Here is a 20,772-nt window from a genome sequence, read left to right as displayed (position 1 = left end):
TTATCGCGCCCGCATTTCTCGGGGCGGGGTGCCGTAGGCGCGGCGATAATCGCGGCTGAACTGCGTCGGGCTTTCATAGCCGACAGCAAAAGCAACCGATGAAACCGGCACGGCGGTCTCGCTCAACTGGCGGCGCGCTTCCAGAAGCCGCAGCGCCTTTTGATATTGCAGCGGCGTGGTGGCCATGACGGATTTGAAATGTTCGTGGAAGCTGGAAGGGCTCATTCCGGCAATATCCGCCAGTTCTTCTGTGCGGATCGGGTCGTTCCAGTGCTGCTTGATATGGGTGATCGCTTTTGCGATGCGGCTTGCCGGACTGCCCGGCTGGGCCAGCTGGCGCAACATCGCACCGTTGCGGGTCAGAAGCACACGGAAATGCAGTTCCTTGCGGATCATCGGTTCGAGAACGCGGCGTTCGAGCGGCTTGTCGCGCAGATCGAGCAGCCGTGTCATGGCATCGGTCACACCCGTATCGGCCCTGCCAGTGGCCACGGCTTCACTGCGCGCTGCCGCAATCATATCCGGCTCAATCTCGCCCTGAAGCGCGCGCAAAATCTCCAGATCGATCCGGCAGGCAAGAGCCACATAGGGCCTATTGGCGCTGGCTTCGACAATTCGCGCGCCTGTGATCAATTCGTGCGAGACTATCGCCGTCATGCCCGCATCGAAACGAACGGCGCGTTCGCCATGCAGAATTTCTTTGGCCCCCTGGAGGACCAGGCAAATCATCGGCTGATACATATCGGGCCGGATCTCTGATACGGCCGGTGAACATACCACCGTAACACCTTCGATACCTGTCGGCGCAGGATAAGGCCCCGCCGCAGTTTCCTGGGCGATTTTGATGCAGCGGGCTGCGAGATTTGAAGCATGTTCGGACATGGGAAAAGCATAGCAAGCCTTTATTTCCCGCGACACAGAAATCGGAGCCTTCGGAGGATTAGGCATGTTTCGCGGAGAATGAGGCAGGCCGAATGAACGGGAAAGCGCCAATATAGGAACCAGAGTTCGTTGAACGAAAGGAAACTGACATGACGATTGCACTCATCACGGGCGGTAGCCGAGGGCTTGGCCGCAACGCAGCACTTCATCTGGCCAAGCAGGGCGTCGGCATCGTTCTGACCTATCAGAGCAATGCGAAAGCAGCAGAAGAGACAGTTTCCGAAATCGCAGCCGAGGGCGGCACCGCCATTGCCTTGCCGCTGGATACGGCGAAGGTCGCGAGTTTTGCGGATTTTGCAGAAAAGCTGCGGCAGGCGCTTCAGGATAAATGGCAGCGGACGCGCTTCGACTATCTGGTGAACAATGCTGGCTATGGCGTTCACAAGCCTTTTGCCGAAACCACGGAAGAAGATTTCGACGGTCTGGTCAATGTGCATCTGAAAGGCGTCTTCTTCCTGACGCAGACCCTGCTGCCGCTGATCGAGGATGGCGGCAAAATCCTCAACGTCTCGACCGGGCTCGCCCGCTTTGCACTGCCGGGCTATTCGGCCTATGCGACCATGAAAGGTGGGATCGAGGTTCTGACACGCTATCTGGCCCGCGAACTTGGCCCGCGCGGCATTGCGGTGAACGCGATTGCGCCCGGCGCCATCGAAACGGATTTCGGCGGCGGCTTGGTACGCGACATGCCGGAAGTCAACAAGATGATCGCGAGCACCACGGCCATGGGTCGCGTCGGGCGCCCGGACGACATTGGCGGGGCAGTGGCTGCCATTTTGTCGGGTGGTACGGGCTGGATCACCGGCCAGCGCATTGAAGTGTCCGGCGGGCAAAATATCTGACGATCTAACACTGCAGTCGCATTCTTCGTGATGCCGGTCTGCAACGAGCAATTTCCTGTGCTCCGGTGCTCACGTACCCAAAAGTACGCTCCGCTCCGGTGCTCGAAAATCACTCGTTTCGCCGCGGCCTGACGAATTTGCAACTGTAGTGCTAAGCTAGCCTTATCGAAATGCGGCTGGTGTCATGCACCAGCCGCCTGAAGGCTTCCAGAAAAGGCTTGCCTCCGAGCGTGCGCAATTCGCTCAATGCTTCTGTGTTTTTAAACACAAGCTCGCATTCGCCGGGCCAGCCCGGCCCCTGCCATTGCACCGCATCCCAGAAAGAATCTAGCGTATAGCCGAAGGATTGCGCATCCTGCGCCGGGACCACGGCAAGATAGCGTCGCCAGAGTTCGTCTGGCGTTGTCACACCTGCACAGTCGATTTCGTAAACGGGCACCATTAACCGAGCAGGATCAAAAGCCCGTCCACAAGCCCCAACAGCAGAATGAGCGCGCCCATCGTGATCGCCGTGATGATGAGCATGCGCTTCTGCCGGTTGCGCTTGTCGGGTTGCTTTCCTGTCCAGTCGTATGAAGAACCAGGCATATGCATCTCCAGATCAGCCTATATTTTCTATAAGCCTTCAGAGAGCTTTATAAACGCCTTCGGTGCAGATTTTCAAATGCGCTGAATTTCCGTTGCGAAACGGCGATCTATCAGACCGCCGTGCCGCCCACAGTGACCTGATCCATGCGCAGATGCGGCTGGCCAACCCCGACTGGAACCCACTGGCCGCCCTTGCCGCAATTGCCGCTGCCGGTATCGAGTTTCATGTCGTTGCCGATCATCGAAATGCGCTGCATGGCGTCCGGGCCATTGCCGATCAACATGGCGCCCTTGATCGGCGCGGCGACCTTGCCGTCCTCGATCATATAGGCTTCCGTGCAGCCGAACACGAACTTGCCGGAGGTGATGTCCACCTGTCCGCCGCCGAACGAAACGGCATAGATGCCTTTCTTCATGGAGGCGATGATTTCTTCCGGCGTCTTGTCGCCCGAAAGCATATAGGTGTTGGTCATGCGCGGCATCGGCGCATGGGCATAGGATTCACGGCGTCCGTTGCCGGTTGCCTCCATGCCCATCAGGCGCGCATTCTGGCGGTCCTGCATGTAATTGACCAGCTTGCCGTCGTCGATCAGCACCGTGCGATTGGTCGGCGTGCCTTCATCGTCGATGGTCAGCGAGCCGCGACGCTCGGCAATCGTGCCGTCATCGACGACCGTGACACCCTTGGACGCCACTTGCTGGCCGAGAAGTCCGGCAAAGGCCGAGGTCTTCTTGCGGTTGAAATCGCCTTCGAGGCCATGGCCGACCGCCTCATGCAGCATGACGCCCGGCCAGCCATTGGCGAGAACAATGTCGAACGTGCCTGCCGGGGCAGGGATCGCTTCCAGATTGACCAGCGCCTGTCGCAAAGCTTCGTCGGCTGCGTGCTGCCAGCTTTCAACGGTGATGAATTCGCCAAAGCCCTTGCGGCCGCCCAGCGTATGCGAGCCGGATTCCTGACGGTCGCCGCTGCCTGCTACGACTGATACGGTGAGCCGCACCATAGGGCGGATATCGCGCACGAAATGGCCGTCAGCGCGCAGGATTTCAACCTGCTGCCACGAACCGGCGAGCGAGACGGATACCTGACGAACCTTTGGGTCCTTGGCGCGCAGATAGCCATCGATCTGCTGCAAAAGCTGCACTTTCGCATCGAAGGTCGGCGAGCCGATCGGGTTTTCGTCGGTATAGAGGTGGCGATTGGTTCCCGCAGGCGCTGCGGCATAGGTGCCGCCATAGCCCTTGATGGTCGCGGAAACCGCATCGGAGGCGCGTTTCAGCGCGGCCATCGAAAGATCGCCCGCATGGGCGTAGCCGATGGCTTCTCCGGCAACCGAGCGCAGGCCGAAACCCTGATCCTGATTGAAGGAACCGGTCTTGAGGCGGCCATTGTCGAAAACAAGCGCTTCAGCTTCGCGATATTCGATGAAGAGTTCGCCGTCGTCGCTGCCCTTGAGGCTCGCGGCGACGAGGCGTTCGATATCGTCACGTCCGGTATCGAAACTGTCGATCAGGCTTTTCATAAAACAAATCCCGCAGCATGTGTCTGCTGCAGGATGTAAGCCTTAAAACGGTTGAGAACAACCACGCGATGAAGAACTGTTGAGATTCTGGTGATGGCGCGGCGAAAACCGTGGGCCGCGAGAACCGGAGCGGAGTGTACTTTAGGGTACATGAGCACCGGAAGCGCAGCGGGATGCGGTTTGCAGCCCGCCAGCGCCGGAATATCGATAGTTCTTAGGGGAGGGCGTCGAAGCCTTCACCAAATCCTTTCAAGTCGACGGGAATGCCGACACCTTCTTCCGGCGTCTGGAAGACGATGAAGGTTGCGGCTTTGCCGGAACGCAGCGTCTTCAGGAGTTCGTCTTCGAGAATGACTTCCGCATAGCAGCCGTCTTCGAAGCAGCGCACGAAATAGGCGCGACCAATATCCTTGCCGTCGACATTGAGGCCAAGGCCGTTCGGCAGCAGAACGCCGAGCGGGGCCAGCACGCGAAGAATGCGCGCCTTGTTATCGGCGGTCTTCAGAACCACAACCGAAAGGCCGAGTTCCGGGCGCTTCGCGGCAACCACGTTCTGGATCAGCGCGCATTGCTCGGTCTTGGCACCGGCAGGCGTATCGCAGAGCACAGCCCATGCGCCGTGCTGCGACTTCAGCTTGCCGCTCTGCTGCGGGTTGGTTGGGGCGGCCTGCGACTGGGCAGCCGGGGCCTGATCCGGTGTCTGCAACGGCGCGGGCGTGTCCTGCGCGGCAGACGGCAAGGTCGCGGCGGCAAGCGACAGGCTAACACCAGCGGCAAGAGCCATCAGGCGCTGAAGAATCGGGCGGTTGGCAAGCATGCGGACAGTCATGAAATCTCCAGATCGAATCCCTGATCGAATCAGTGGGACGTTAACGCGCAGCATCAGCCATGAAAAGCAATCAGAGACGCGATTATCAGTCATCGTCAATTAAAGCCGTCATCGCAACGGTGATATCGCCTGTTGGATCGATTGTCACGTAGCACGTGCGGCAAAACCTCTTTTCAAATCATGGCTTCATTATGAGATTTGTAGGTTTTTCCCAAGTTTTTGCCGGTTTACGGATGCGCTGTCATAAGGTTAGGAATCCGGGCGGAATTGGGAGCGGTTCTGTCTGCGGGCAAAAGCTGCGCGCAAAAATGCCGCACAGGAACATATTCGCCTTCCTTGCGGTGTGCGTTAAGGTGTGATTTGAACGCCGACGGGGGATGCGGCCGTCATTTGCGTCCGGCGTCCAGCCTGAAAGGGCGAAAAGGGAGAGAGTTCTGGTGGATAAGATTGTTGCCACAACGAAGGGCGCCGTCGTTGGTGCTCTTGCAGTGCTGTGGATGACCGGTGCCGCTTTGGCGGATCAGCCGCGTCCATGGGAATGGAGATTTCAGGACGCTGCAACGGGTATTGCCGAGCAGATTCATTGGTTTGAGCGCTATACGCTCTGGTTCATTATTCCGGTTACGTTGCTGGTTCTGGCGTTGCTGGTGATCGTTGTGCTTCGCTTCCGGGCGAGCGTTAATCCGGAACCGTCGAAGACCAGCCACAATACGATGATCGAAGTGATCTGGACCATCGGTCCCGTGATCATTCTATTGTTCCTGGCTGTGCCGTCGTTCCAGCTTTTGACCGCGCAATATTCGCCGGAAGACCCGTCCCTGACGATCAAGGCGACCGGTTACCAGTGGTACTGGGGTTATGAATATCAGGTCGACAATCCGGTCAGCTTCGATGCCCTTCTGTTGAAGGATGGCGATCGCGCCGCTGCGGGCAAAGAGGATAAGTCCCGCTATCCGCGCCTTCTGGCCGTCGACAATGAAGTGGTTGTTCCGGTCGGTGAAAGCGTTCGCCTTCTGGTGACTGCCGCCGACGTGATCCATTCATGGACCATTCCTGCCTTCGGCGTAAAGATGGACGCCGTTCCTGGCCGTATCAACGAAATCTGGTTCAAGGCTGAAAAAGAAGGCCTTTATTACGGTCAGTGCTCCGAGCTTTGCGGCAAGGATCACGGGTTCATGCCAATCGCCGTGCGCGTTGTCTCGAAAGACCAGTATCAGACCTGGCTCGCCGCTGCGGGTTCGGATCTGAACGGTGCGAACAAGGCGCTGCAAGCTGCCGTCGAAGGTGGCGAAAACAATAAAGTGGCTGCGGCGGGTCTCTGATCCCGAACGCCAAACTGTTGAAAAACGGGAGCGAATTCCATGGCTGGCACAGCAGCTCACGAGCATGGTGCCCACGACGACCACAAGCCGCACGGCTGGGTTCGTTGGGTATACTCGACCAATCATAAAGACATCGGTACCCTGTACCTGATCTTCGCAATCATTGCCGGTATCATCGGCGGCGCACTGTCTATCGCGATGCGCGCCGAGCTTCAGGAACCGGGCATTCAGATTTTCCATGGCCTTGCGTCCATGGTCTACGGTGTTGAGGGCGATGCTGCGCTTGATGCCGGCAAGCAGATGTTCAACGTGTTCACCTCGGCGCACGCGCTGGTCATGATCTTCTTCATGGTCATGCCTGCGCTGATCGGTGGTTTCGCCAACTGGATGGTGCCGCTGATGATCGGCGCGCCGGACATGGCGTTCCCGCGCATGAACAACATTTCGTTCTGGCTTCTGCCGCCTGCGCTGACGCTGCTTCTGATCTCGCTGTTCATGCCTTCGGCACCTGGCGGCTGGGGTCCTGGTGGCGGCTGGACGCTGTATCCGCCGCTTTCGACAAGCGGTCAGCCTGGCCCGGCAATCGATTTCGCCATTCTGGCGCTGCACATTTCCGGTGCGTCGTCGATCCTCGGTGCGATCAACTTCATCACCACGATCCTGAACATGCGTGCTCCGGGGATGACGCTGCACAAGATGCCGCTCTTCGCCTGGGCTGTTCTGGTGACGGCGTTCCTGCTTCTGCTTTCGCTGCCGGTTCTGGCAGGCGGCATCACCATGCTGCTGACCGATCGCAACTTCGGCACGACCTTCTTCGCGCCGGATGGCGGTGGTGATCCGATCCTCTACCAGCATCTGTTCTGGTTCTTCGGTCACCCGGAAGTGTACATCCTGATTCTGCCGGGCTTCGGTATCGTCAGCCACATCGTGTCGACCTTCTCACGCAAGCCGATCTTCGGTTATCTCGGCATGGCCTATGCCATGGTCGCGATTGGTGTCGTCGGCTTCGTGGTCTGGGCGCACCATATGTACACGGTCGGCCTGTCGCTCGACACGCAGCGCTATTTCGTGTTCGCCACGATGGTCATCGCGGTTCCCACAGGTATCAAGATCTTCTCATGGATCGCGACCATGTGGGGCGGTTCGATCACCTTCCGCGCACCGATGCTGTGGGCAATCGGCTTCATCTTCCTGTTCACGGTCGGTGGTGTGACGGGCGTTCAGCTCGCCAATGCCGGTCTCGACCGTGCACTGCACGACACCTATTACGTTGTGGCGCACTTCCACTACGTGTTGTCGCTCGGCGCTGTCTTCGCGATCTTTGCGGGCTGGTACTACTGGTTCCCGAAGATGAGCGGCTACATGTATAACGAGTTCACCGCGAAGCTGCATTTCTGGGTCACCTTCATCGGCGTGAACCTGATTTTCTTCCCGCAGCATTTCCTCGGTCTCGCTGGCATGCCGCGCCGTTACATCGACTATCCGGATGCCTATGCAGGCTGGAACATGGTGTCGTCCTACGGTTCCTATATTTCGGGCTTTGCCGTGCTGATCTTCCTCTACAATGTCTTCGAGGCATTTGCGAAGAAGCGTGAAGCAGGTGCAAACCCTTGGGGCGAAGGCGCAACCACGCTGGAATGGCAGCTTCCTTCCCCGCCGCCGTACCACCAGTGGGAACAGCTGCCGCGCATCAAGTAATCGTGCGAAGGGCGAGGTCTGCAAAAGACTTCGCCCTTTCCAACAAATTGTGCTAAAGGCGGGCGACATTCTGTTCCGCCCATCGCGTTATGACCGTACTGGCAGGTTTGGCCTGCCGACAATTGCACGGCATTTCCGGCAGGAACGGATGTTCTCCGGGAGGGACAAGTTGTGTTGGTTGTCGAACTGCATCGAACAAGATGCGGTGGTCGGACCGGTGAATTTGAGGTTATTGAAGTCTAATGTCGCTGGTGGAAAAAAACGTAAGCGTTTCGGGCCCGAATGACGCAGTCGCGTTCTCGGAGGCAACGGCGCGGGACTATCTGGTTCTGCTGAAGCCGCGCGTGATGTCCCTTGTGGTATTCACGGGGCTGGTCGGGCTTGTCCTTGCTCCGGGCACGATGAATCCTGTTCTGGCTGCCATCAGCATTTTGTGCATCGCAGTCGGCGCTGGCGCGTCCGGTGCGCTGAACATGTGGTACGACGCCGATATCGACGCGGTGATGAAGCGTACCCGTAACCGCCCGATTCCGGCCGGTGTGATTGCGCCCAATCAGGTTCTGGCTTTCGGTCTGACGCTGTCGGTCTTCTCGGTGCTGACGCTCGGCCTGATGGTCAACTGGCTGTCGGCAGCGCTTCTGGCCTTCACCATCTTTTTCTATGCCGTCATCTATACGATGTGGCTCAAGCGTTCGACGCCGCAGAATATCGTCATTGGCGGCGCTGCAGGCGCGTTCCCGCCCATGATAGGCTGGGCAGCGGCAACGGGCGAGATCACCTGGGACAGCGTTGTGCTGTTCATGATCATTTTCCTCTGGACGCCGCCGCATTTCTGGGCGCTGTCGCTGTTCTCGACCAATGATTACGAAGCAGCGCGCATTCCGATGATGCCGAATGTGAAGGGCGAGCTTTCGACGCGCCGTCAGGCGATGTTCTACACGCTGCTCATGGCGCCGGTGGGCGTATTGCCATGGGTGATGGGTTTTGCAGGCCCGGTTTACGGCGCCGTATCGGTGCTGCTGGGCGGAGCCTTTGTTTATTATGCCTGGCGCATGTGGATGGCCGCATCGCAGCCCGCCATGCTGGTGGCCGCGCGCAAGCTGTTTCGCTTTTCGCTGGTGTACCTGTCGGGCCTGTTCGCGGTTATGCTGGTTGAGGCACTGACGTTGAAGGCGCTTCATGCCTTTGGAGTGTTGTAATGGATAAGACGGTAGAAAAGCCGGTGCCAGTATCGGTACATGAGAAGCTGGAACTGGTCGTACCGACCGAACAGCAAAAGAAAGCCCAGCGCAACCGGTCCTGGGGACTGGCAATTGCTTTGGCGCTGTTCGTGCTGCTCGTCTATGTCGGTACGATAGCGAAACTGGGTGCCAATGTTCTGGTACGGCCGCTCTGACGAAAAGTTCGGGTTAGGCTGTTTCGGGAGGGAAACTGGGAGGAGACCATGGCAGATCAGCAGGATAAAGACGAAAAGCTCAAGCGGCAGCAGCGTTCCAACCGGACCATTGCCATTGCCTGCGTGTCTTTCTTCGTTTGCATGATCGGCGCAGCCTATGCGTCTGTTCCGCTTTACACGCTTTTCTGTCAGGTCACGGGTTATGGCGGCACCACGCAGCGTGTCGAACAATATTCCGATACGATCCTCGACAGGACGATCAAGGTGCGTTTCGACGCCAATACGGCCAATGGTCTGCCTTGGGATTTCAAGCCCGTACAGCGCGAAGTGACGGTGCGTATCGGCGAAACCGCCATGATCAAGTATGAAGGGCGCAACCTGTTTGATCAGACGACCTTTGGCCGGGCGAGCTTCAATGTTTCGCCGGGTCGTGCTGGCGCTTATTTCAACAAGGTCCAGTGCTTCTGCTTCACGGATACCACGCTGAAGCCGGGCGAAGACATGGAAATGCCGGTGGTTTTCTTCGTCGATCCGGAGATCGTCAACGATCCCGATCTGAAGGATGTGAAGACCATCACGCTTTCATACACCTTTTTCCCGATCGAAAAGCCGAAGCCGGTTGCTGACGCGAAGCCGGCGACGAAGACCGAAGCTGCGACGAGCAGCGGGGGATAAAGGGACACGAGTTTCGATGCGGCACATAATGCCGCAAAGACAAATGCGACGACTGGTTTTATTGTCGGATTCGGACCGTCGGTAAAACCGCTTGATTATTGACGGTATGCGGCATCTGGTCAGGGAGCCATCTGACGCAAAACATGGTCGCGCTTGCGTGTGTCCCTTCGTGGATTTCAGCAGGCAGGCACGAGAGAGGAGCCCCTCAGGGGATTACGGGGAGAGACATGGCGGACGTACACGAGAAGAACCACGATTATCACATTATAGCGCCCAGCCCTTGGCCGTTCCTGAGCTCGATGGGCGCTTTTGTGCTCGCAATCGGCGGCATCGCCTGGATGCGTTACATCAATTCGAGTGAGCTGCCATTCTTCGGGCACAACCTCGTAACGCCGTGGCTTTTCTTCATCGGCCTCGCAATCGTGCTGTATTGCATGTTCGGCTGGTGGTCGGACACGATCAAGGAAGCGCATGAGGGTCATCATACCCGTGTGGTGTCGCTGCATCTGCGCTATGGCATGATCATGTTCATCGCCTCGGAAGTCATGTTCTTCGTGGCATGGTTCTGGGCGTTTTTCGATGCAAGCCTTTTCCCGAATGAAGTGCATCAGGTAGCACGCGCCACGTTCACGGGCGGTGTCTGGCCTCCGAAGGGTATCGAGGTTCTCGATCCGCTTCACCTGCCGCTCTACAACACCGTGATCCTGCTTCTGTCGGGCACGACCCTGACCTGGTCGCACCATGCGCTGCTGCATAACGACCGCAAGGGCATGATCACCGGCCTCGCTATCACCGTGGTGCTCGGCATTCTGTTCTCGTTCGTGCAGGCCTATGAATACATGCACGCTCCGTTCGCGTTCAAGGACTCGATCTACGGCGCTACCTTCTTCATGGCCACCGGCTTCCACGGTTTCCACGTGATCATCGGCACGATCTTTTTGCTGGTCTGCCTGTTCCGCGCAATCGGTGGCGATTTCACGCCGAAGCAGCATTTCGGTTTCGAAGCTGCCGCCTGGTACTGGCACTTCGTTGACGTAGTCTGGCTGTTCCTGTTCTTCGCAATCTATGTCTGGGGTGGCTGGGGTGCGCCGATGCACGGCGGCTGATTGGCCGTAATCTGAATTTCGAGGCGGCCTTGGCAACATGGCCGCCTTTTGCTTGTCTGGAGCAGTATTGAAATGAAGGAGCGCGCTATGCCTGATGCCAATCTCTATCCGCCGGTTGATCCGATCAAAAGCGGTATGGCCGGGCGCTGCCCGCGCTGCGGCGAGGGAAAGCTCTTCAATGGTTTTTTGACGGTTGCGCCGCGCTGCAATTCCTGCGGGCTTGATTATTCCTTCGCGGATTCCGGTGATGGCCCAGCGGCCTTCGTGATCCTGATCATCGGCTTTATTGTCGTCGGGCTGGCGCTTTGGATGGAAGTCAATGTTGGCCCGCCGTTGTGGGTGCATTTCATCCTGTGGGTGCCGCTGGCGATCATCCTCAGCCTTGTCGCCATGCGATGGATGAAGGGTATTCTGATCAATATGCAATATCGCAACAAGGCTGCCCCCGGCACGATACAAACAAATGCTGACAGCCAGCCGGATACGAAAGAATGACAGAGCGCCAGTTTTCCCATCGTTTTCCCTGGGGTGTTGTCATCGCGTCCGGCATCGCGCTGATCATTCTGCTCGTGCTCGGCACCTGGCAGGTGGAGCGGCTGTTCTGGAAGGAAGCGCTGATCGCTTCCACCAATGAGCGCATCAAGGAACCGCCCTTGTCGCTGGCGGATATGGAAAAGCTCTATAAGGAAAAGGGCACGGTCGAATATCTGCCGGTCACGGTGTCGGGCACCTTCATGCATCAGGGCGAGCGGCATTTCCTGTCCACCTATGAAGGCGCTGCGGGCTATAATGTCTATACGCCGCTGATGCTGGAAGATGGCCGCTTCGTGCTGGTCAATCGCGGTTTCGTTCCCTATGAGAAGAAGGACCCGGCCACCCGCGCCGACGGACAGCTCGACGGACCGGTGAGCATAACCGGGCTGGCGCGTGATCCGCTGTCGGCGAAACCGGGCTTCTTCCTGCCGAATAATGATATCGCTAAGAATATCTTCTTCTGGAAAGATTGGGCGGCTATGGCGGAAAGCGCCGATCTGCCGGATATCAATCAGGTCGTGCCGTTCTTTATCGATGCCGACAACAAGCCCAATCCGGGCGGTCTGCCCATTGGCGGTGTGACGATCATCGAATTTCCCAACAACCATCTGCAATATGCCGTGACGTGGTATGGTCTCGCACTGGCGCTGCTCGGGGTGGTTGGAACGTGGCTATGGCGCTATCGAAAACAGCCAAGGGGTTGACTTTAGCCGCGTTGCGGCCCAACTCCGTGTCTACAGACCTTAGATTTTAGTCACGCCGAACCCGCGAGCTTCTTCATGACCGATCAGCGCCCCCCACTGGAAATCCGCCTTTGCGGTCCGCGCGGCTTTTGCGCCGGTGTCGACCGGGCGATCCAGATCGTCGTGCTGGCACTGAAAAAATATGGTGCACCGGTCTATGTCCGCCATGAGATCGTGCATAACCGCTATGTTGTCGAAGGGCTGCAATCCCGCGGCGCAATCTTCGTCGAAGAGCTTGATGAAATCCCGGCGGAGCATCGCGATCAGCCGGTGGTTTTCTCCGCCCATGGCGTGCCGAAATCGGTGCCTGCCGATGCGGAATCCAAGAACCTCTTTTATCTCGATGCAACCTGCCCGCTGGTTTCCAAGGTGCACAAGCAGGCCATGCGCCATCAGCGGCTTGGACGCCATGTCATTTTGATCGGTCATTCCGGCCATCCGGAAGTCATCGGCACGATGGGCCAGCTGCCGGAAGGCGCGGTCACGCTGATCGAGACGGTCGAGGATGCCCGTAGCTGCCATTTTGCCGATGAGGATAATCTGGGCTTCGTCACGCAGACAACGCTCTCGGTGGACGATACGGCAGGCATTATCGAGGAATTGCAGGCGCGCTTTCCCAATCTTTCGGCACCAGCGGCAGAATCGATCTGCTATGCCACCACCAACCGTCAGGATGCGGTGCGCGCGGCAGCACCGGGCTGCGATCTGTTCCTGATCGTCGGTGCGCCGAACTCGTCCAATTCGAAACGTCTGGTCGAAGTGGCGGAGAAGGCGGGCGCGCGCATGTCCATGCTGGTGCAGCGCGCCGCCGACATCGAGTGGGACAAGATCGGCGATATTTCTGTTGTCGGTCTTTCGGCAGGCGCTTCCGCACCGGAAATCATCGTCGATGAAATCATCGCATCGTTCCGCGATCGCTTCGATGTGCGTATCGAACTGGCGGAAACGGCAGTGGAAACCGAGAACTTCCTTGTGAATCGTGAAATTCGCGATGTGGAACTGACGGTGCAGGATATGGCATTCGTCAATGGCGAGAACAGGGTTGCCGGTATTCCGAAGCTGGCGCCCCAGATCATGCCTAAGATAATGCCCAAGGTCATATAGGGGAAATAAACGGCATGGCCGTCTATACTGATATCAATGAGATCGAACTTGGCGCATTCCTGCAGCAATACGATATCGGCACGCTGACTTCCTATAAGGGCATTGCCGAGGGTGTGGAGAATTCCAATTATCTCCTGCACACGACATCCGGCTCCTTCATTCTGACGCTTTACGAAAAGCGCACCAACCGTGAAGATCTGCCATTCTTTCTGGGTCTGATGCAGCATCTGGCGCAGCGCGGTCTCGACTGCCCGCAGCCGGTGGTGCGCAGCGATGGCGAAACGATTGGCGAACTTGCCGGCCGTCCGGCGGCCATTGTCACATTCCTCGAAGGCATGTGGATGCGCAAGCCAACCGTCGCCCATTGCGAGGCCGTGGGTGAGGGGTTGGCGCGCATGCATCTTGCAGGCGAGGATTTCGCCATGCGCCGCCGCAACGGGCTCACGCTGCCTGACTGGCGTCCGCTTTGGGACATGTCGCGCGAACGCGCAGACACGGTCGAGCCGGGTCTGGTCGAGGAAGCGGAAGCCGACCTCGATTTTCTGGAGAAAAACTGGCCTGCCGATCTGCCGCAAGGCGTGATCCATGCGGACCTGTTTCCTGATAATGTGTTTTTCCTCGGCGACAAGCTATCGGGCTTCATCGATTTCTATTTCGCCTGCACCGACATTCTGGCCTATGACGTCGCCATCTGCCTGAATGCATGGTGCTTCGAAAAGGACTTTTCCTACAATCGCACCAAGGGCGCGGCCCTTTTGCGCGGTTACACGTCGATCCGTCCGCTTTCGACGGCGGAAGCCGACGCGCTGCCTGTGCTCTCGCGCGGTGCTGCAATGCGCTTCATGCTGACGCGGCTTTATGACTGGCTGACCGTCCCTGATGGCAGCTTCGTCATGAAGAAAGACCCGATGGAATATGTGCGCAAGATGCGCTTCCACCGCCAGATCGTTTCGGCTGCCGAATATGGGCTGGAACCGCAGGGAGCGGATGCGTGAAGCAGATCGAGGCTTACACCGACGGCGCCTGCTCAGGTAATCCGGGCCCCGGCGGCTGGGGCGTGGTGCTGCGCTGGAACGGCAACGAGAAAGAGCTGAAGGGCGGCGAGGCCGACACCACCAACAACCGTATGGAGTTGATGGCGGCGATTTCTGCGCTATCCGCACTGAAAGAACCTTGCGAAGTCGATCTCTATACGGACTCGGTCTATGTCCGCGACGGTATTTCCGGCTGGATTGAAGGCTGGAAGCGCAATGGCTGGAAAACGGCGGCAAAGAAGCCGGTGAAGAATGCCGAGCTATGGCAGTTGCTGGATGAGGCGCGCAAGCCGCACAAGGTCAATTGGCATTGGGTCAAGGGCCATGCCGGTCATCCGGAAAACGAACGGGCCGACGAGCTGGCCCGCGCCGGTATGGAGCCGTTCAAATATGGCGGTCGCAAATCGCTGAAGGTGCAATAAGCGCCGGGTAAAACGATGTTTTGGGTATGAGAAAAGGGCGGTTTTCACCGCCCTTTTTGAATTTGATCAAAGCTGTTCGAGAATTCCGGCAGCAGCTGAAGTGACGGCCTGACCGGCCTGTTCTTCGATATTGAGCGTCTTGACCACACCGTCTTCGACGATGGCCGAATAGCGCTTGGAGCGAATGCCAAGGCCGCCAGCGGTTGCGTCGAGTTCAAGGCCTGCTGCCTTGGTGAAGGTGGCCGAACCGTCTGCCAGATAGAGGATCTTGCCTTCGCCGCCGGTGCTCTGTGCCCAGGCGCCCATCACGAAGGCGTCGTTGACGGCGATCACGGCGATCTGGTCCACACCCTTGGCGAGGATTGCATCGCGATTGTCGAGATAGCCCGGCAGGTGGTTGAGGCTGCAGGTCGGCGTGAAAGCGCCCGGAACGGCAAAGAGAACGACCTTCTTGCCCTTGAAGACTTCGTCGGTCGTCACTTCCTTGACGCCGTCCGCAGTCTTGACCTTGAAGGTTGCTGCCGGAAGCGTGTCGCCAACTTTGATCGTCATCTGTTTTCTCCTGAGGGCAGGGGACAAATCGCCGTCTGGTCCGCTGCCTGATTTTAAAACTGTCACTACCGCACCGCGAAGCGCGAGCCGCGACAGTTAAACCGATAATGGGGCGCTCGACAATTTCAAAACGCTGATGTCGCCATCAAAATAGAGGAGGGTCGGCAGCCGCTTCAGGCGAAGCAGAAATCGGCGGGATCAGTCGAGCGTGACCTGTCCTGACACTGCCTTGCCATTCTGCACGATGGTGTAGTCGACGGTGGCATACCGCGCATCACCCTTGACCTTTATCGTGAAGTTGCGACCGTCGGAGGTGACCGGATCGGACAGGCGAAGCGTGTCGCTGGCGACAAAAAGCTCGGCGGGCACTTTCGGGTCCGGTACGGCCAATGTGAAGATTGCGGTGTCCTCATCGCGCTTCACGGCGCTGACACCGAAAGTGGGAGAAGCCGTGGCCGGAAGACGCCCGAATGCTGTTTCCACGATGGTGCGCGCGGCAATGGCCTGCGGCTCGGGAGATTCAACACTTTCGCTCACGGGGAAGTCGAACTCTGCCTGCACGGGAATGCAGATATGTTCGCAAACGCCGAGAAAGGCATGGCCCTTGAGACGTGTATCATTGGGCTGCAGCTTGAAGATAATAGGCAGAGAAACCGGCTTCTTATAGCCGATGCCATCATCGTCACCACCGAACCGCACCGGCGCGGGATAATCGATCTGGGCGTTGGCGTTTCCGTCGAGATTGATCTGTGGCGGCACACCGGCATCGCCCGGATTGCGCCAGTAGGTTTTCCAGCCGGGCTGCAACTCGATCTGCAGCGCGCCGCGTATCTCGCGCTCGGGCCCGGCTTCAGCCGAAACCGTACCATCCTCAATGATGACGCGCACACGCCCGCCAGGAGTTTCCGTCCAGGCGGAGGTCGAAGCATATGCTGGCAAAGCTGAGGCTGCCAGCAGGCCGAGAGCGAGAATATTCAAGCGTGTTTTCATGACTTAAAAATGAAATGAAATCATGGTTGCTTCAAGTCCAACATTGTTGGGAGCAATTATATTTTTGCGTCCTTTGAAGACAAATTTGCGACGCCCATTGTTATTTTCTACAGGCTTGCTACCTTCATCACTATGACCACGATGCGGAAGCCAAACCAGGAGCAGGGGTTCTTAAACGGGCAATTCCTGCTTGCCATGCCCGGCATGAGCGACGAGCGTTTTGCCCGGTCGGTGGTCTATATCTGCGCCCATTCCGATGAGGGCGCGATGGGTTTCATCATCAACCAGCTTCAACCGATCGGGTTCCCAGATATTCTGCGCCAGATCGGCGTGATTGACGAGGATGAGCTGATTATACTGCCCCAGCGCACACAGCATATGGTGGTGCGCAATGGCGGGCCGGTGGATCGCACGCGCGGCTTTGTGCTCCATTCCGACGATTACATGGTTGATTCCACCATGCCGGTTTCTGAAGAGGTCTGCCTGACAGCAACGGTCGATATTCTGCGCGCCATTTATGGCGGCAAGGGCCCGTCGCAGGTTTTGATGGCGCTGGGTTATTCCGGCTGGGCGCCGGGGCAGCTCGAAGCGGAACTCGCCGATAATGGCTGGCTATGCTGTGATGCGCCGCTCGACATGCTTTTCGACAGCGACATCGAAGGCAAATATTCGCGCCTCATGATGCATATGGGCATCGACATGTCACGGCTGGTTTCCGACGCGGGACATGCTTGAGTTAGGGGAGTAGGGCAGTAAGGGAGTAGGTCAAAAGGACTTGCTTCAGCCCATCCGATTCGGTTTTTATTCCCCTATTCCCCTATTCCCCTATTCCCCTATTCCCCTATTCCCCTATTTCACGCTGCTGCCGCTTCCAGCTGTTCCTTGATCATACGGGTGGCATCTTCGCGGCTCGTTGGCTGGCCGAACATGAAGCTCTGCACATATTCGCAGCCCATCTGGCGAAGCTGGAGGGCGTCGCTTTCGCTCTCCACTCCTTCTGTCACGACCGCCAGACCCAGATCATGCGCCATGCTGACGATGGAACGCAGCAGGGTGGTCTTCTGCGGCTGGTCGCCCTTCACGAAGGAGCGGTCGATCTTGATGATGTCGAACGGGAAGCGTGTCAGATAGGCGAGCGACGAATAGCCGGTGCCAAAGTCATCCAGCGAGAGGCCGATCCCCATGGTTTTGAGGCGGGCCAGCACATGGGCTGACTGCTCTGGATTTTCCATGAGGACGGATTCGGTCAGTTCCAGCTTCAGGCTGCCCGGATTGAGGTGAATGCGCGACAGCACAGAGCGGACATCGTTGATGAGGTCTTGCCGGATCAGTTGCGTGGAAGACAGGTTGACCGAGACGAACAGGTCGAGTTTCGGGAACTGTTCCTGCCAGGCGAACAGGTCTTCGGCAGCGCGCTGGATGGCAAAAAGGCCAAGCTGCACGATCAGGCCGGAATTCTCGGCAATCGGAATGAATTCCGACGGAGAGATTGCGCCACGGCGCGGATGTTCCCAGCGCATCAGCGCTTCGAAACCGGCGATGGTGCCTTCGTCGAGCTTGACGATCGGCTGGTAGGCCATGCTGATTTCATCGCGTTCAAGTGCGCGGCGCAGATCGGATTCAAGCTGCAGCTTGTCGCTGCCGATGGCGCGGAAAGCCGGGCGGAACGGCTCAATCCGGTCGCCGCCAAAGCGCTTGGCCTGATACATGGCCAGTTCCGCATCCTTCACGAAATCCTCCGCTGTGGTGGCGGTTTTCGTCCAGGTGATGAGGCCGACAGAGGCAGTCAGGACGATCTCGCGCTTGGCATAGGCAATCGGCGCGCGGGTGGCCTGACGCAGCGCTTCCGCAAAGGCTGCGATGCGGCCCGGATCGCTTTCGGAGGCAAGCAGCAGGCCGAACTGGTCGGAAGACAGGCGCGACAGCGTGTCCTGCGGCTTCATCAGGCGGGCCAGACGGCGCGAAATGGTGAGAAGGATCGTATCGCCTGCCGACATGCCCAGACTGTCATTGACCTGCTTGAAACGGTCGATATCGATCATGAACACGGTCGGATGCAGATTGCTCTCGCCGCGCGCCATGTTCATCACATTGCTCAGGCGGTCGAGGAAAAGCTCGCGGTTGGGCAGGCCTGTAAGATTGTCGTGCACGGCATCGTGCAGCAGACGCTCTTCGGCTTTCTTCTGTTCTGTAACGTTGACCAGCGTGCCGACGCAACGCACGACTTCGCCATCCGAACCGATCACCGGACGGGCACGCAGCGCGTACCAGTGGTAATGGCCGTCATTGGCGCGCAGGCGGAAGATCTGGCCGATGCGTCCGCGACGGTTTTCCAGAATGGCGTCGAGCGTCGAGCGGAAACGGTCGCGGTCGTCGGAATGCATGACTGGCAGCCAGTTGCGCACCGGACCCTGCAAACTGCTTGCCGTATTGCCGAGCTGGTTGGCGATGTCCGGCGTCGTGACCACGCGGTCGCGTGGCACATCCCAGTCCCAGACGATGTCGCCCGCGCCGATGACGGCGAGCGCCTGCCGTTCCATGTCGGACAGCAATCCTTGCTGGAGCGCGCCGCCTGCAAAGGCGTGCTGCATGACGGTAAAACCGATCAGAAGCACGATAAGGACAAGACCACCGCCAAGTGCCGGCTGGACAATGTCATTGTCGAGGCGACCGGTGACGGCCATCCATGCGCCGAGCAGCCATATCAATGTGAGAAGCCAGGCGGGTATCAGCATGACCGCCCGGTCATATCCCTTCACCGCGAGATAGCCGATGATTGCGACACCGGAAACGACGGTGAGTGCGAGCGAAATACGGGCAATGCCCGAAGCGATGGGCGGATCAAAAACCGCAACACCAGCAAGCGCCAGCAGGCCCAGAACCCATGTCACCGCGCCATAGCTGAAATGGTCGTGCCAGCGGTTGAGGTTGAGATAGGCGAATAGGAAAATCACCAGCGAGGCGGCCAGCGCCACCTCTGTACCTGCGCGCCATATCTGTTCATTTCCGGGCGTGATTTCCATCAGCTTGTTCCAGAAGCCGAAATCGACGCAGATATAGGCGAGAACCGCCCAGGCCAGCGCCGCCGTGGCGGGGAACAACGAGGTGCCCTTGACGACGAAAAGAATGGTCAGGAACAACGCCAGCAGGCCCGAAATGCCAAGCAGGATGCCACGATAGAGTGTGTAAGAATTGACGGTGTCCTTGTAGGCTTCCGGCTCCCACAGGTAGAGCTGTGGCAGATTATGCGAGGAAAGCTCGGCAACGAAGGTAACGACGCTGCCTGGATTGATCGTGATGCGGAACACATCCGCGTCGGCGCTTGGCTGGCGGTCGAGCGCAAAGCCTTCGCTGGGGGTGATCGACGCAATACGCGGCGAGCCGAGATCCGGCCAGATGATGCCGGATCCGACGAGACGGAAATGCGGCGCGACGATCAGGCGGTCGATCTGCTGATCGGTTGGATTGGCGATGGAGAAAGCGGCCCAGTCGCCGGATGCATTGCTGTTCTGGTCGGCCTGCACTTCGATGCGGCGCACAATGCCATCGGGGCCGGGCGCGGTGGAAACCTGAACGCTTTCACCCTTGTTGCGCAACAGTTCAACGGCGCGCGACAGATCAAGGGCGGTGTCGTCCTTAGAAATCTTGATCGGTTCGACGGCAGACGCATGGACGGTCGAAAAGGCCAGAAGGACGATCAGCGCGAGAAAACGCGCGGCGTTCTGGAATAGCTTTTCAGAAAGACCCCTCACGAGCGTTCAACCTTGCCATTGATCATGCGGCTATCCAACATACGTTTGTCGCTTTCTATGAGGGCAAACAGCAGGTGGTCCTGCCAGAAGCCATTTATCTTGAGATAGGAGCGCAACAGTCCTTCTCTCTGAAATCCGGCTTTTTCGAGAAGCCGGACCGAACGTACATTATGGGGAATACAGGCAGCTTCAACCCGGTGCAACCGCAGTTGGTCGAATGCAAAGGGGATAACCAGAGACAGTGCCTCGGTCATATAGCCTTTGCCCGCGAAAGGAGCGCCGCTCCAATAGCCGATCATGCCGTTCTGTCCTACTCCGCGGCGGATATTGCCTAGCGTGATACCGCCGAGAATGCGGTTGTCGCTGTTGCGGAAAATGAAGAAAGGGTAGCCGGTTCCGGCAGAAATTTCTTCCTGAAAACGCCGCATCCGGTAGCGGAAGGCGCTTTTCGTCAGATCGTCGTCGGGCCAGGTCGGCTCCCATGGAGACAGAAAGGCCCGGCTTTGCTCACGCAAATTCGACCAGCCCGCAAAATCGCCCATCATGGGCTCGCGCAGATAAATGCGCGGTCCACGCAAAATAGTCGGATTATTGCGCCGGAACGAAAGGCCGATCATGACAGGATAGGGCAATAAGGCAGTAAGGTAGTAAGGCAATAGGGAAAGATGAAGGCATTCACCGAGCTAAACATACTGTCCTACTCCCCTACTGCCCTATTGC

Annotated in this window: 22 protein-coding genes; 13 read left to right on the top strand and 9 right to left on the bottom strand. The window is 58.1% G+C overall.

The features are described 5' to 3' along the window. Nucleotides 1-882 (bottom strand): AraC family transcriptional regulator, encoded by an 882-nt coding sequence (locus FHW00_RS10045; RefSeq protein WP_162762697.1) that lies wholly within the window; start codon nt 880-882, stop codon nt 1-3. 149 nt (nt 883-1,031) lie between these two features. On the opposite strand from FHW00_RS10045, the gene FHW00_RS10040 reads away from it, so the two are divergent. Beyond that, a complete protein-coding gene (locus tag FHW00_RS10040; protein ID WP_078338066.1) occupies nt 1,032-1,784 on the top strand; it encodes an SDR family NAD(P)-dependent oxidoreductase in 753 nt (250 codons plus the stop codon). Between the two features lie 151 nt (nt 1,785-1,935). On the opposite strand, the gene FHW00_RS10035 is transcribed toward FHW00_RS10040, so the two are convergent. From FHW00_RS10035 to FHW00_RS10020, 4 genes are all read right to left on the bottom strand, one after another. Further along, on the bottom strand, nt 1,936-2,226 hold the full coding sequence (locus FHW00_RS10035) for a hypothetical protein (protein ID WP_078338067.1): 291 nt from the start codon (nt 2,224-2,226) through the stop codon (nt 1,936-1,938). Continuing rightward, the gene (locus FHW00_RS10030; protein WP_162762698.1) at nt 2,226-2,372 is read right to left on the bottom strand and encodes a hypothetical protein; all 147 of its coding nucleotides are present in this window, start codon (nt 2,370-2,372) and stop codon (nt 2,226-2,228) included. The genes FHW00_RS10035 and FHW00_RS10030 overlap by 1 nt, the downstream gene beginning before the upstream one ends. A 110-nt stretch (nt 2,373-2,482) precedes the next feature. Next, nucleotides 2,483-3,895, bottom strand: a complete 1,413-nt coding sequence (gene tldD, locus FHW00_RS10025; RefSeq protein ID WP_078338068.1) for a metalloprotease TldD — start codon at nt 3,893-3,895, stop codon at nt 2,483-2,485. A gap of 214 nt (nt 3,896-4,109) precedes the next feature. Continuing rightward, on the bottom strand, nt 4,110-4,724 hold the full coding sequence (locus FHW00_RS10020; protein WP_078338069.1) for an invasion associated locus B family protein: 615 nt from the start codon (nt 4,722-4,724) through the stop codon (nt 4,110-4,112). A 437-nt stretch (nt 4,725-5,161) separates the two neighbouring features. Between FHW00_RS10020 and coxB the strand changes: the two genes are divergently transcribed. The 11 genes from coxB to rnhA all read left to right on the top strand — a co-directional run bounded on the left by coxB (nt 5,162) and on the right by rnhA (nt 14,758). Further along, on the top strand, nt 5,162-6,046 hold the full coding sequence (gene coxB / locus FHW00_RS10015) for a cytochrome c oxidase subunit II (RefSeq protein ID WP_078338070.1): 885 nt from the start codon (nt 5,162-5,164) through the stop codon (nt 6,044-6,046). 39 nt (nt 6,047-6,085) lie between these two features. After that, nucleotides 6,086-7,744 carry a cytochrome c oxidase subunit I gene (ctaD, locus tag FHW00_RS10010; RefSeq protein WP_078338071.1) on the top strand — a complete coding sequence of 553 codons (1,659 nt, stop codon included), beginning with the start codon at nt 6,086-6,088 and terminating at the stop codon, nt 7,742-7,744. 242 nt (nt 7,745-7,986) lie between these two features. Further along, entirely contained in the window at nt 7,987-8,943 is a 957-nt protein-coding gene (locus FHW00_RS10005; protein ID WP_078338072.1) for a heme o synthase, read from the top strand. Further along, complete coding sequence (locus FHW00_RS10000; protein WP_078338073.1) at nt 8,943-9,140, top strand: hypothetical protein; 198 nt, start codon at nt 8,943-8,945, stop codon at nt 9,138-9,140. Before FHW00_RS10005 ends, FHW00_RS10000 begins: the two co-directional genes overlap by 1 nt. 48 nt (nt 9,141-9,188) lie before the next feature. Further along, on the top strand, nt 9,189-9,815 hold the full coding sequence (locus FHW00_RS09995) for a cytochrome c oxidase assembly protein (protein WP_078338074.1): 627 nt from the start codon (nt 9,189-9,191) through the stop codon (nt 9,813-9,815). A 227-nt stretch (nt 9,816-10,042) separates the two neighbouring features. Then, the gene (locus FHW00_RS09990; RefSeq protein WP_078338075.1) at nt 10,043-10,921 is read left to right on the top strand and encodes a cytochrome c oxidase subunit 3; all 879 of its coding nucleotides are present in this window, start codon (nt 10,043-10,045) and stop codon (nt 10,919-10,921) included. An 87-nt stretch (nt 10,922-11,008) separates the two neighbouring features. After that, complete coding sequence (locus FHW00_RS09985; RefSeq protein ID WP_078338130.1) at nt 11,009-11,416, top strand: DUF983 domain-containing protein; 408 nt, start codon at nt 11,009-11,011, stop codon at nt 11,414-11,416. Beyond that, nucleotides 11,413-12,159, top strand: coding sequence for an SURF1 family protein (locus FHW00_RS09980; protein WP_078338076.1), 747 nt, complete (start codon nt 11,413-11,415; stop codon nt 12,157-12,159). The genes FHW00_RS09985 and FHW00_RS09980 overlap by 4 nt, the downstream gene beginning before the upstream one ends. Nucleotides 12,160-12,234: 75 nt before the next feature. Continuing rightward, the gene (ispH, locus tag FHW00_RS09975; protein WP_078338077.1) at nt 12,235-13,302 is read left to right on the top strand and encodes a 4-hydroxy-3-methylbut-2-enyl diphosphate reductase; all 1,068 of its coding nucleotides are present in this window, start codon (nt 12,235-12,237) and stop codon (nt 13,300-13,302) included. A gap of 14 nt (nt 13,303-13,316) precedes the next feature. Further along, entirely contained in the window at nt 13,317-14,297 is a 981-nt protein-coding gene (locus FHW00_RS09970; protein WP_078338078.1) for a homoserine kinase, read from the top strand. Further along, a complete protein-coding gene (gene rnhA, locus FHW00_RS09965) occupies nt 14,294-14,758 on the top strand; it encodes a ribonuclease HI (protein ID WP_078338079.1) in 465 nt (154 codons plus the stop codon). Before FHW00_RS09970 ends, rnhA begins: the two co-directional genes overlap by 4 nt. A 66-nt stretch (nt 14,759-14,824) precedes the next feature. Here rnhA and FHW00_RS09960 read toward each other — a convergent pair whose 3' ends face one another. Continuing rightward, complete coding sequence (locus tag FHW00_RS09960; protein ID WP_078338080.1) at nt 14,825-15,310, bottom strand: peroxiredoxin; 486 nt, start codon at nt 15,308-15,310, stop codon at nt 14,825-14,827. Between the two features lie 198 nt (nt 15,311-15,508). Continuing rightward, nucleotides 15,509-16,300 (bottom strand): protein-disulfide reductase DsbD domain-containing protein, encoded by a 792-nt coding sequence (locus FHW00_RS09955; RefSeq protein WP_182514650.1) that lies wholly within the window; start codon nt 16,298-16,300, stop codon nt 15,509-15,511. A 132-nt stretch (nt 16,301-16,432) separates the two neighbouring features. On the opposite strand from FHW00_RS09955, the gene FHW00_RS09950 reads away from it, so the two are divergent. Next, entirely contained in the window at nt 16,433-17,035 is a 603-nt protein-coding gene (locus FHW00_RS09950) for a YqgE/AlgH family protein (protein WP_078338081.1), read from the top strand. A 119-nt stretch (nt 17,036-17,154) separates the two neighbouring features. Here FHW00_RS09950 and FHW00_RS09945 read toward each other — a convergent pair whose 3' ends face one another. Both FHW00_RS09945 and FHW00_RS09940 read right to left on the bottom strand, forming a co-directional pair. Continuing rightward, on the bottom strand, nt 17,155-20,052 hold the full coding sequence (locus FHW00_RS09945) for a sensor domain-containing phosphodiesterase (RefSeq protein ID WP_078338082.1): 2,898 nt from the start codon (nt 20,050-20,052) through the stop codon (nt 17,155-17,157). Further along, nucleotides 20,049-20,669: a GNAT family N-acetyltransferase gene (locus FHW00_RS09940; protein ID WP_078338083.1), complete on the bottom strand. Its 621-nt coding sequence runs from the start codon at nt 20,667-20,669 to the stop codon at nt 20,049-20,051. Before FHW00_RS09940 ends, FHW00_RS09945 begins: the two co-directional genes overlap by 4 nt. Nucleotides 20,670-20,772: the final 103 nt, after the last annotated feature.

Source organism: Ochrobactrum sp. P6BSIII, assembly GCF_014138065.1.
Lineage (GTDB): Bacteria > Pseudomonadota > Alphaproteobacteria > Rhizobiales > Rhizobiaceae > Brucella.
This window is presented reverse-complemented; position numbering and strand designations above follow the sequence as displayed.

Excerpts from the sequence above, each read along its gene's own strand:
- ispH (WP_078338077.1), top strand. The coding sequence starts at position 12,235 with ATGACCGATCAGCGCCCCCCACTGGAAATCCGCCTTTGCGGTCCGCGC.
- FHW00_RS10000 (WP_078338073.1), top strand. The coding sequence starts at position 8,943 with ATGGATAAGACGGTAGAAAAGCCGGTGCCAGTATCGGTACATGAGAAG.
- FHW00_RS09980 (WP_078338076.1), top strand. The coding sequence starts at position 11,413 with ATGACAGAGCGCCAGTTTTCCCATCGTTTTCCCTGGGGTGTTGTCATC.
- FHW00_RS10005 (WP_078338072.1), top strand. The coding sequence starts at position 7,987 with ATGTCGCTGGTGGAAAAAAACGTAAGCGTTTCGGGCCCGAATGACGCA.
- tldD (WP_078338068.1), bottom strand. The coding sequence starts at position 3,895 with ATGAAAAGCCTGATCGACAGTTTCGATACCGGACGTGACGATATCGAA.
- FHW00_RS09960 (WP_078338080.1), bottom strand. The coding sequence starts at position 15,310 with ATGACGATCAAAGTTGGCGACACGCTTCCGGCAGCAACCTTCAAGGTC.
- FHW00_RS09950 (WP_078338081.1), top strand. The coding sequence starts at position 16,433 with ATGACCACGATGCGGAAGCCAAACCAGGAGCAGGGGTTCTTAAACGGG.
- ctaD (WP_078338071.1), top strand. The coding sequence starts at position 6,086 with ATGGCTGGCACAGCAGCTCACGAGCATGGTGCCCACGACGACCACAAG.
- FHW00_RS10045 (WP_162762697.1), bottom strand. The coding sequence starts at position 882 with ATGTCCGAACATGCTTCAAATCTCGCAGCCCGCTGCATCAAAATCGCC.
- FHW00_RS09970 (WP_078338078.1), top strand. The coding sequence starts at position 13,317 with ATGGCCGTCTATACTGATATCAATGAGATCGAACTTGGCGCATTCCTG.
- FHW00_RS09995 (WP_078338074.1), top strand. The coding sequence starts at position 9,189 with ATGGCAGATCAGCAGGATAAAGACGAAAAGCTCAAGCGGCAGCAGCGT.
- FHW00_RS09985 (WP_078338130.1), top strand. The coding sequence starts at position 11,009 with ATGCCTGATGCCAATCTCTATCCGCCGGTTGATCCGATCAAAAGCGGT.
- FHW00_RS09990 (WP_078338075.1), top strand. The coding sequence starts at position 10,043 with ATGGCGGACGTACACGAGAAGAACCACGATTATCACATTATAGCGCCC.
- FHW00_RS10035 (WP_078338067.1), bottom strand. The coding sequence starts at position 2,226 with ATGGTGCCCGTTTACGAAATCGACTGTGCAGGTGTGACAACGCCAGAC.
- FHW00_RS09955 (WP_182514650.1), bottom strand. The coding sequence starts at position 16,300 with ATGAAAACACGCTTGAATATTCTCGCTCTCGGCCTGCTGGCAGCCTCA.
- FHW00_RS10030 (WP_162762698.1), bottom strand. The coding sequence starts at position 2,372 with ATGCCTGGTTCTTCATACGACTGGACAGGAAAGCAACCCGACAAGCGC.
- FHW00_RS10040 (WP_078338066.1), top strand. The coding sequence starts at position 1,032 with ATGACGATTGCACTCATCACGGGCGGTAGCCGAGGGCTTGGCCGCAAC.
- FHW00_RS10020 (WP_078338069.1), bottom strand. The coding sequence starts at position 4,724 with ATGACTGTCCGCATGCTTGCCAACCGCCCGATTCTTCAGCGCCTGATG.
- FHW00_RS09940 (WP_078338083.1), bottom strand. The coding sequence starts at position 20,669 with ATGATCGGCCTTTCGTTCCGGCGCAATAATCCGACTATTTTGCGTGGA.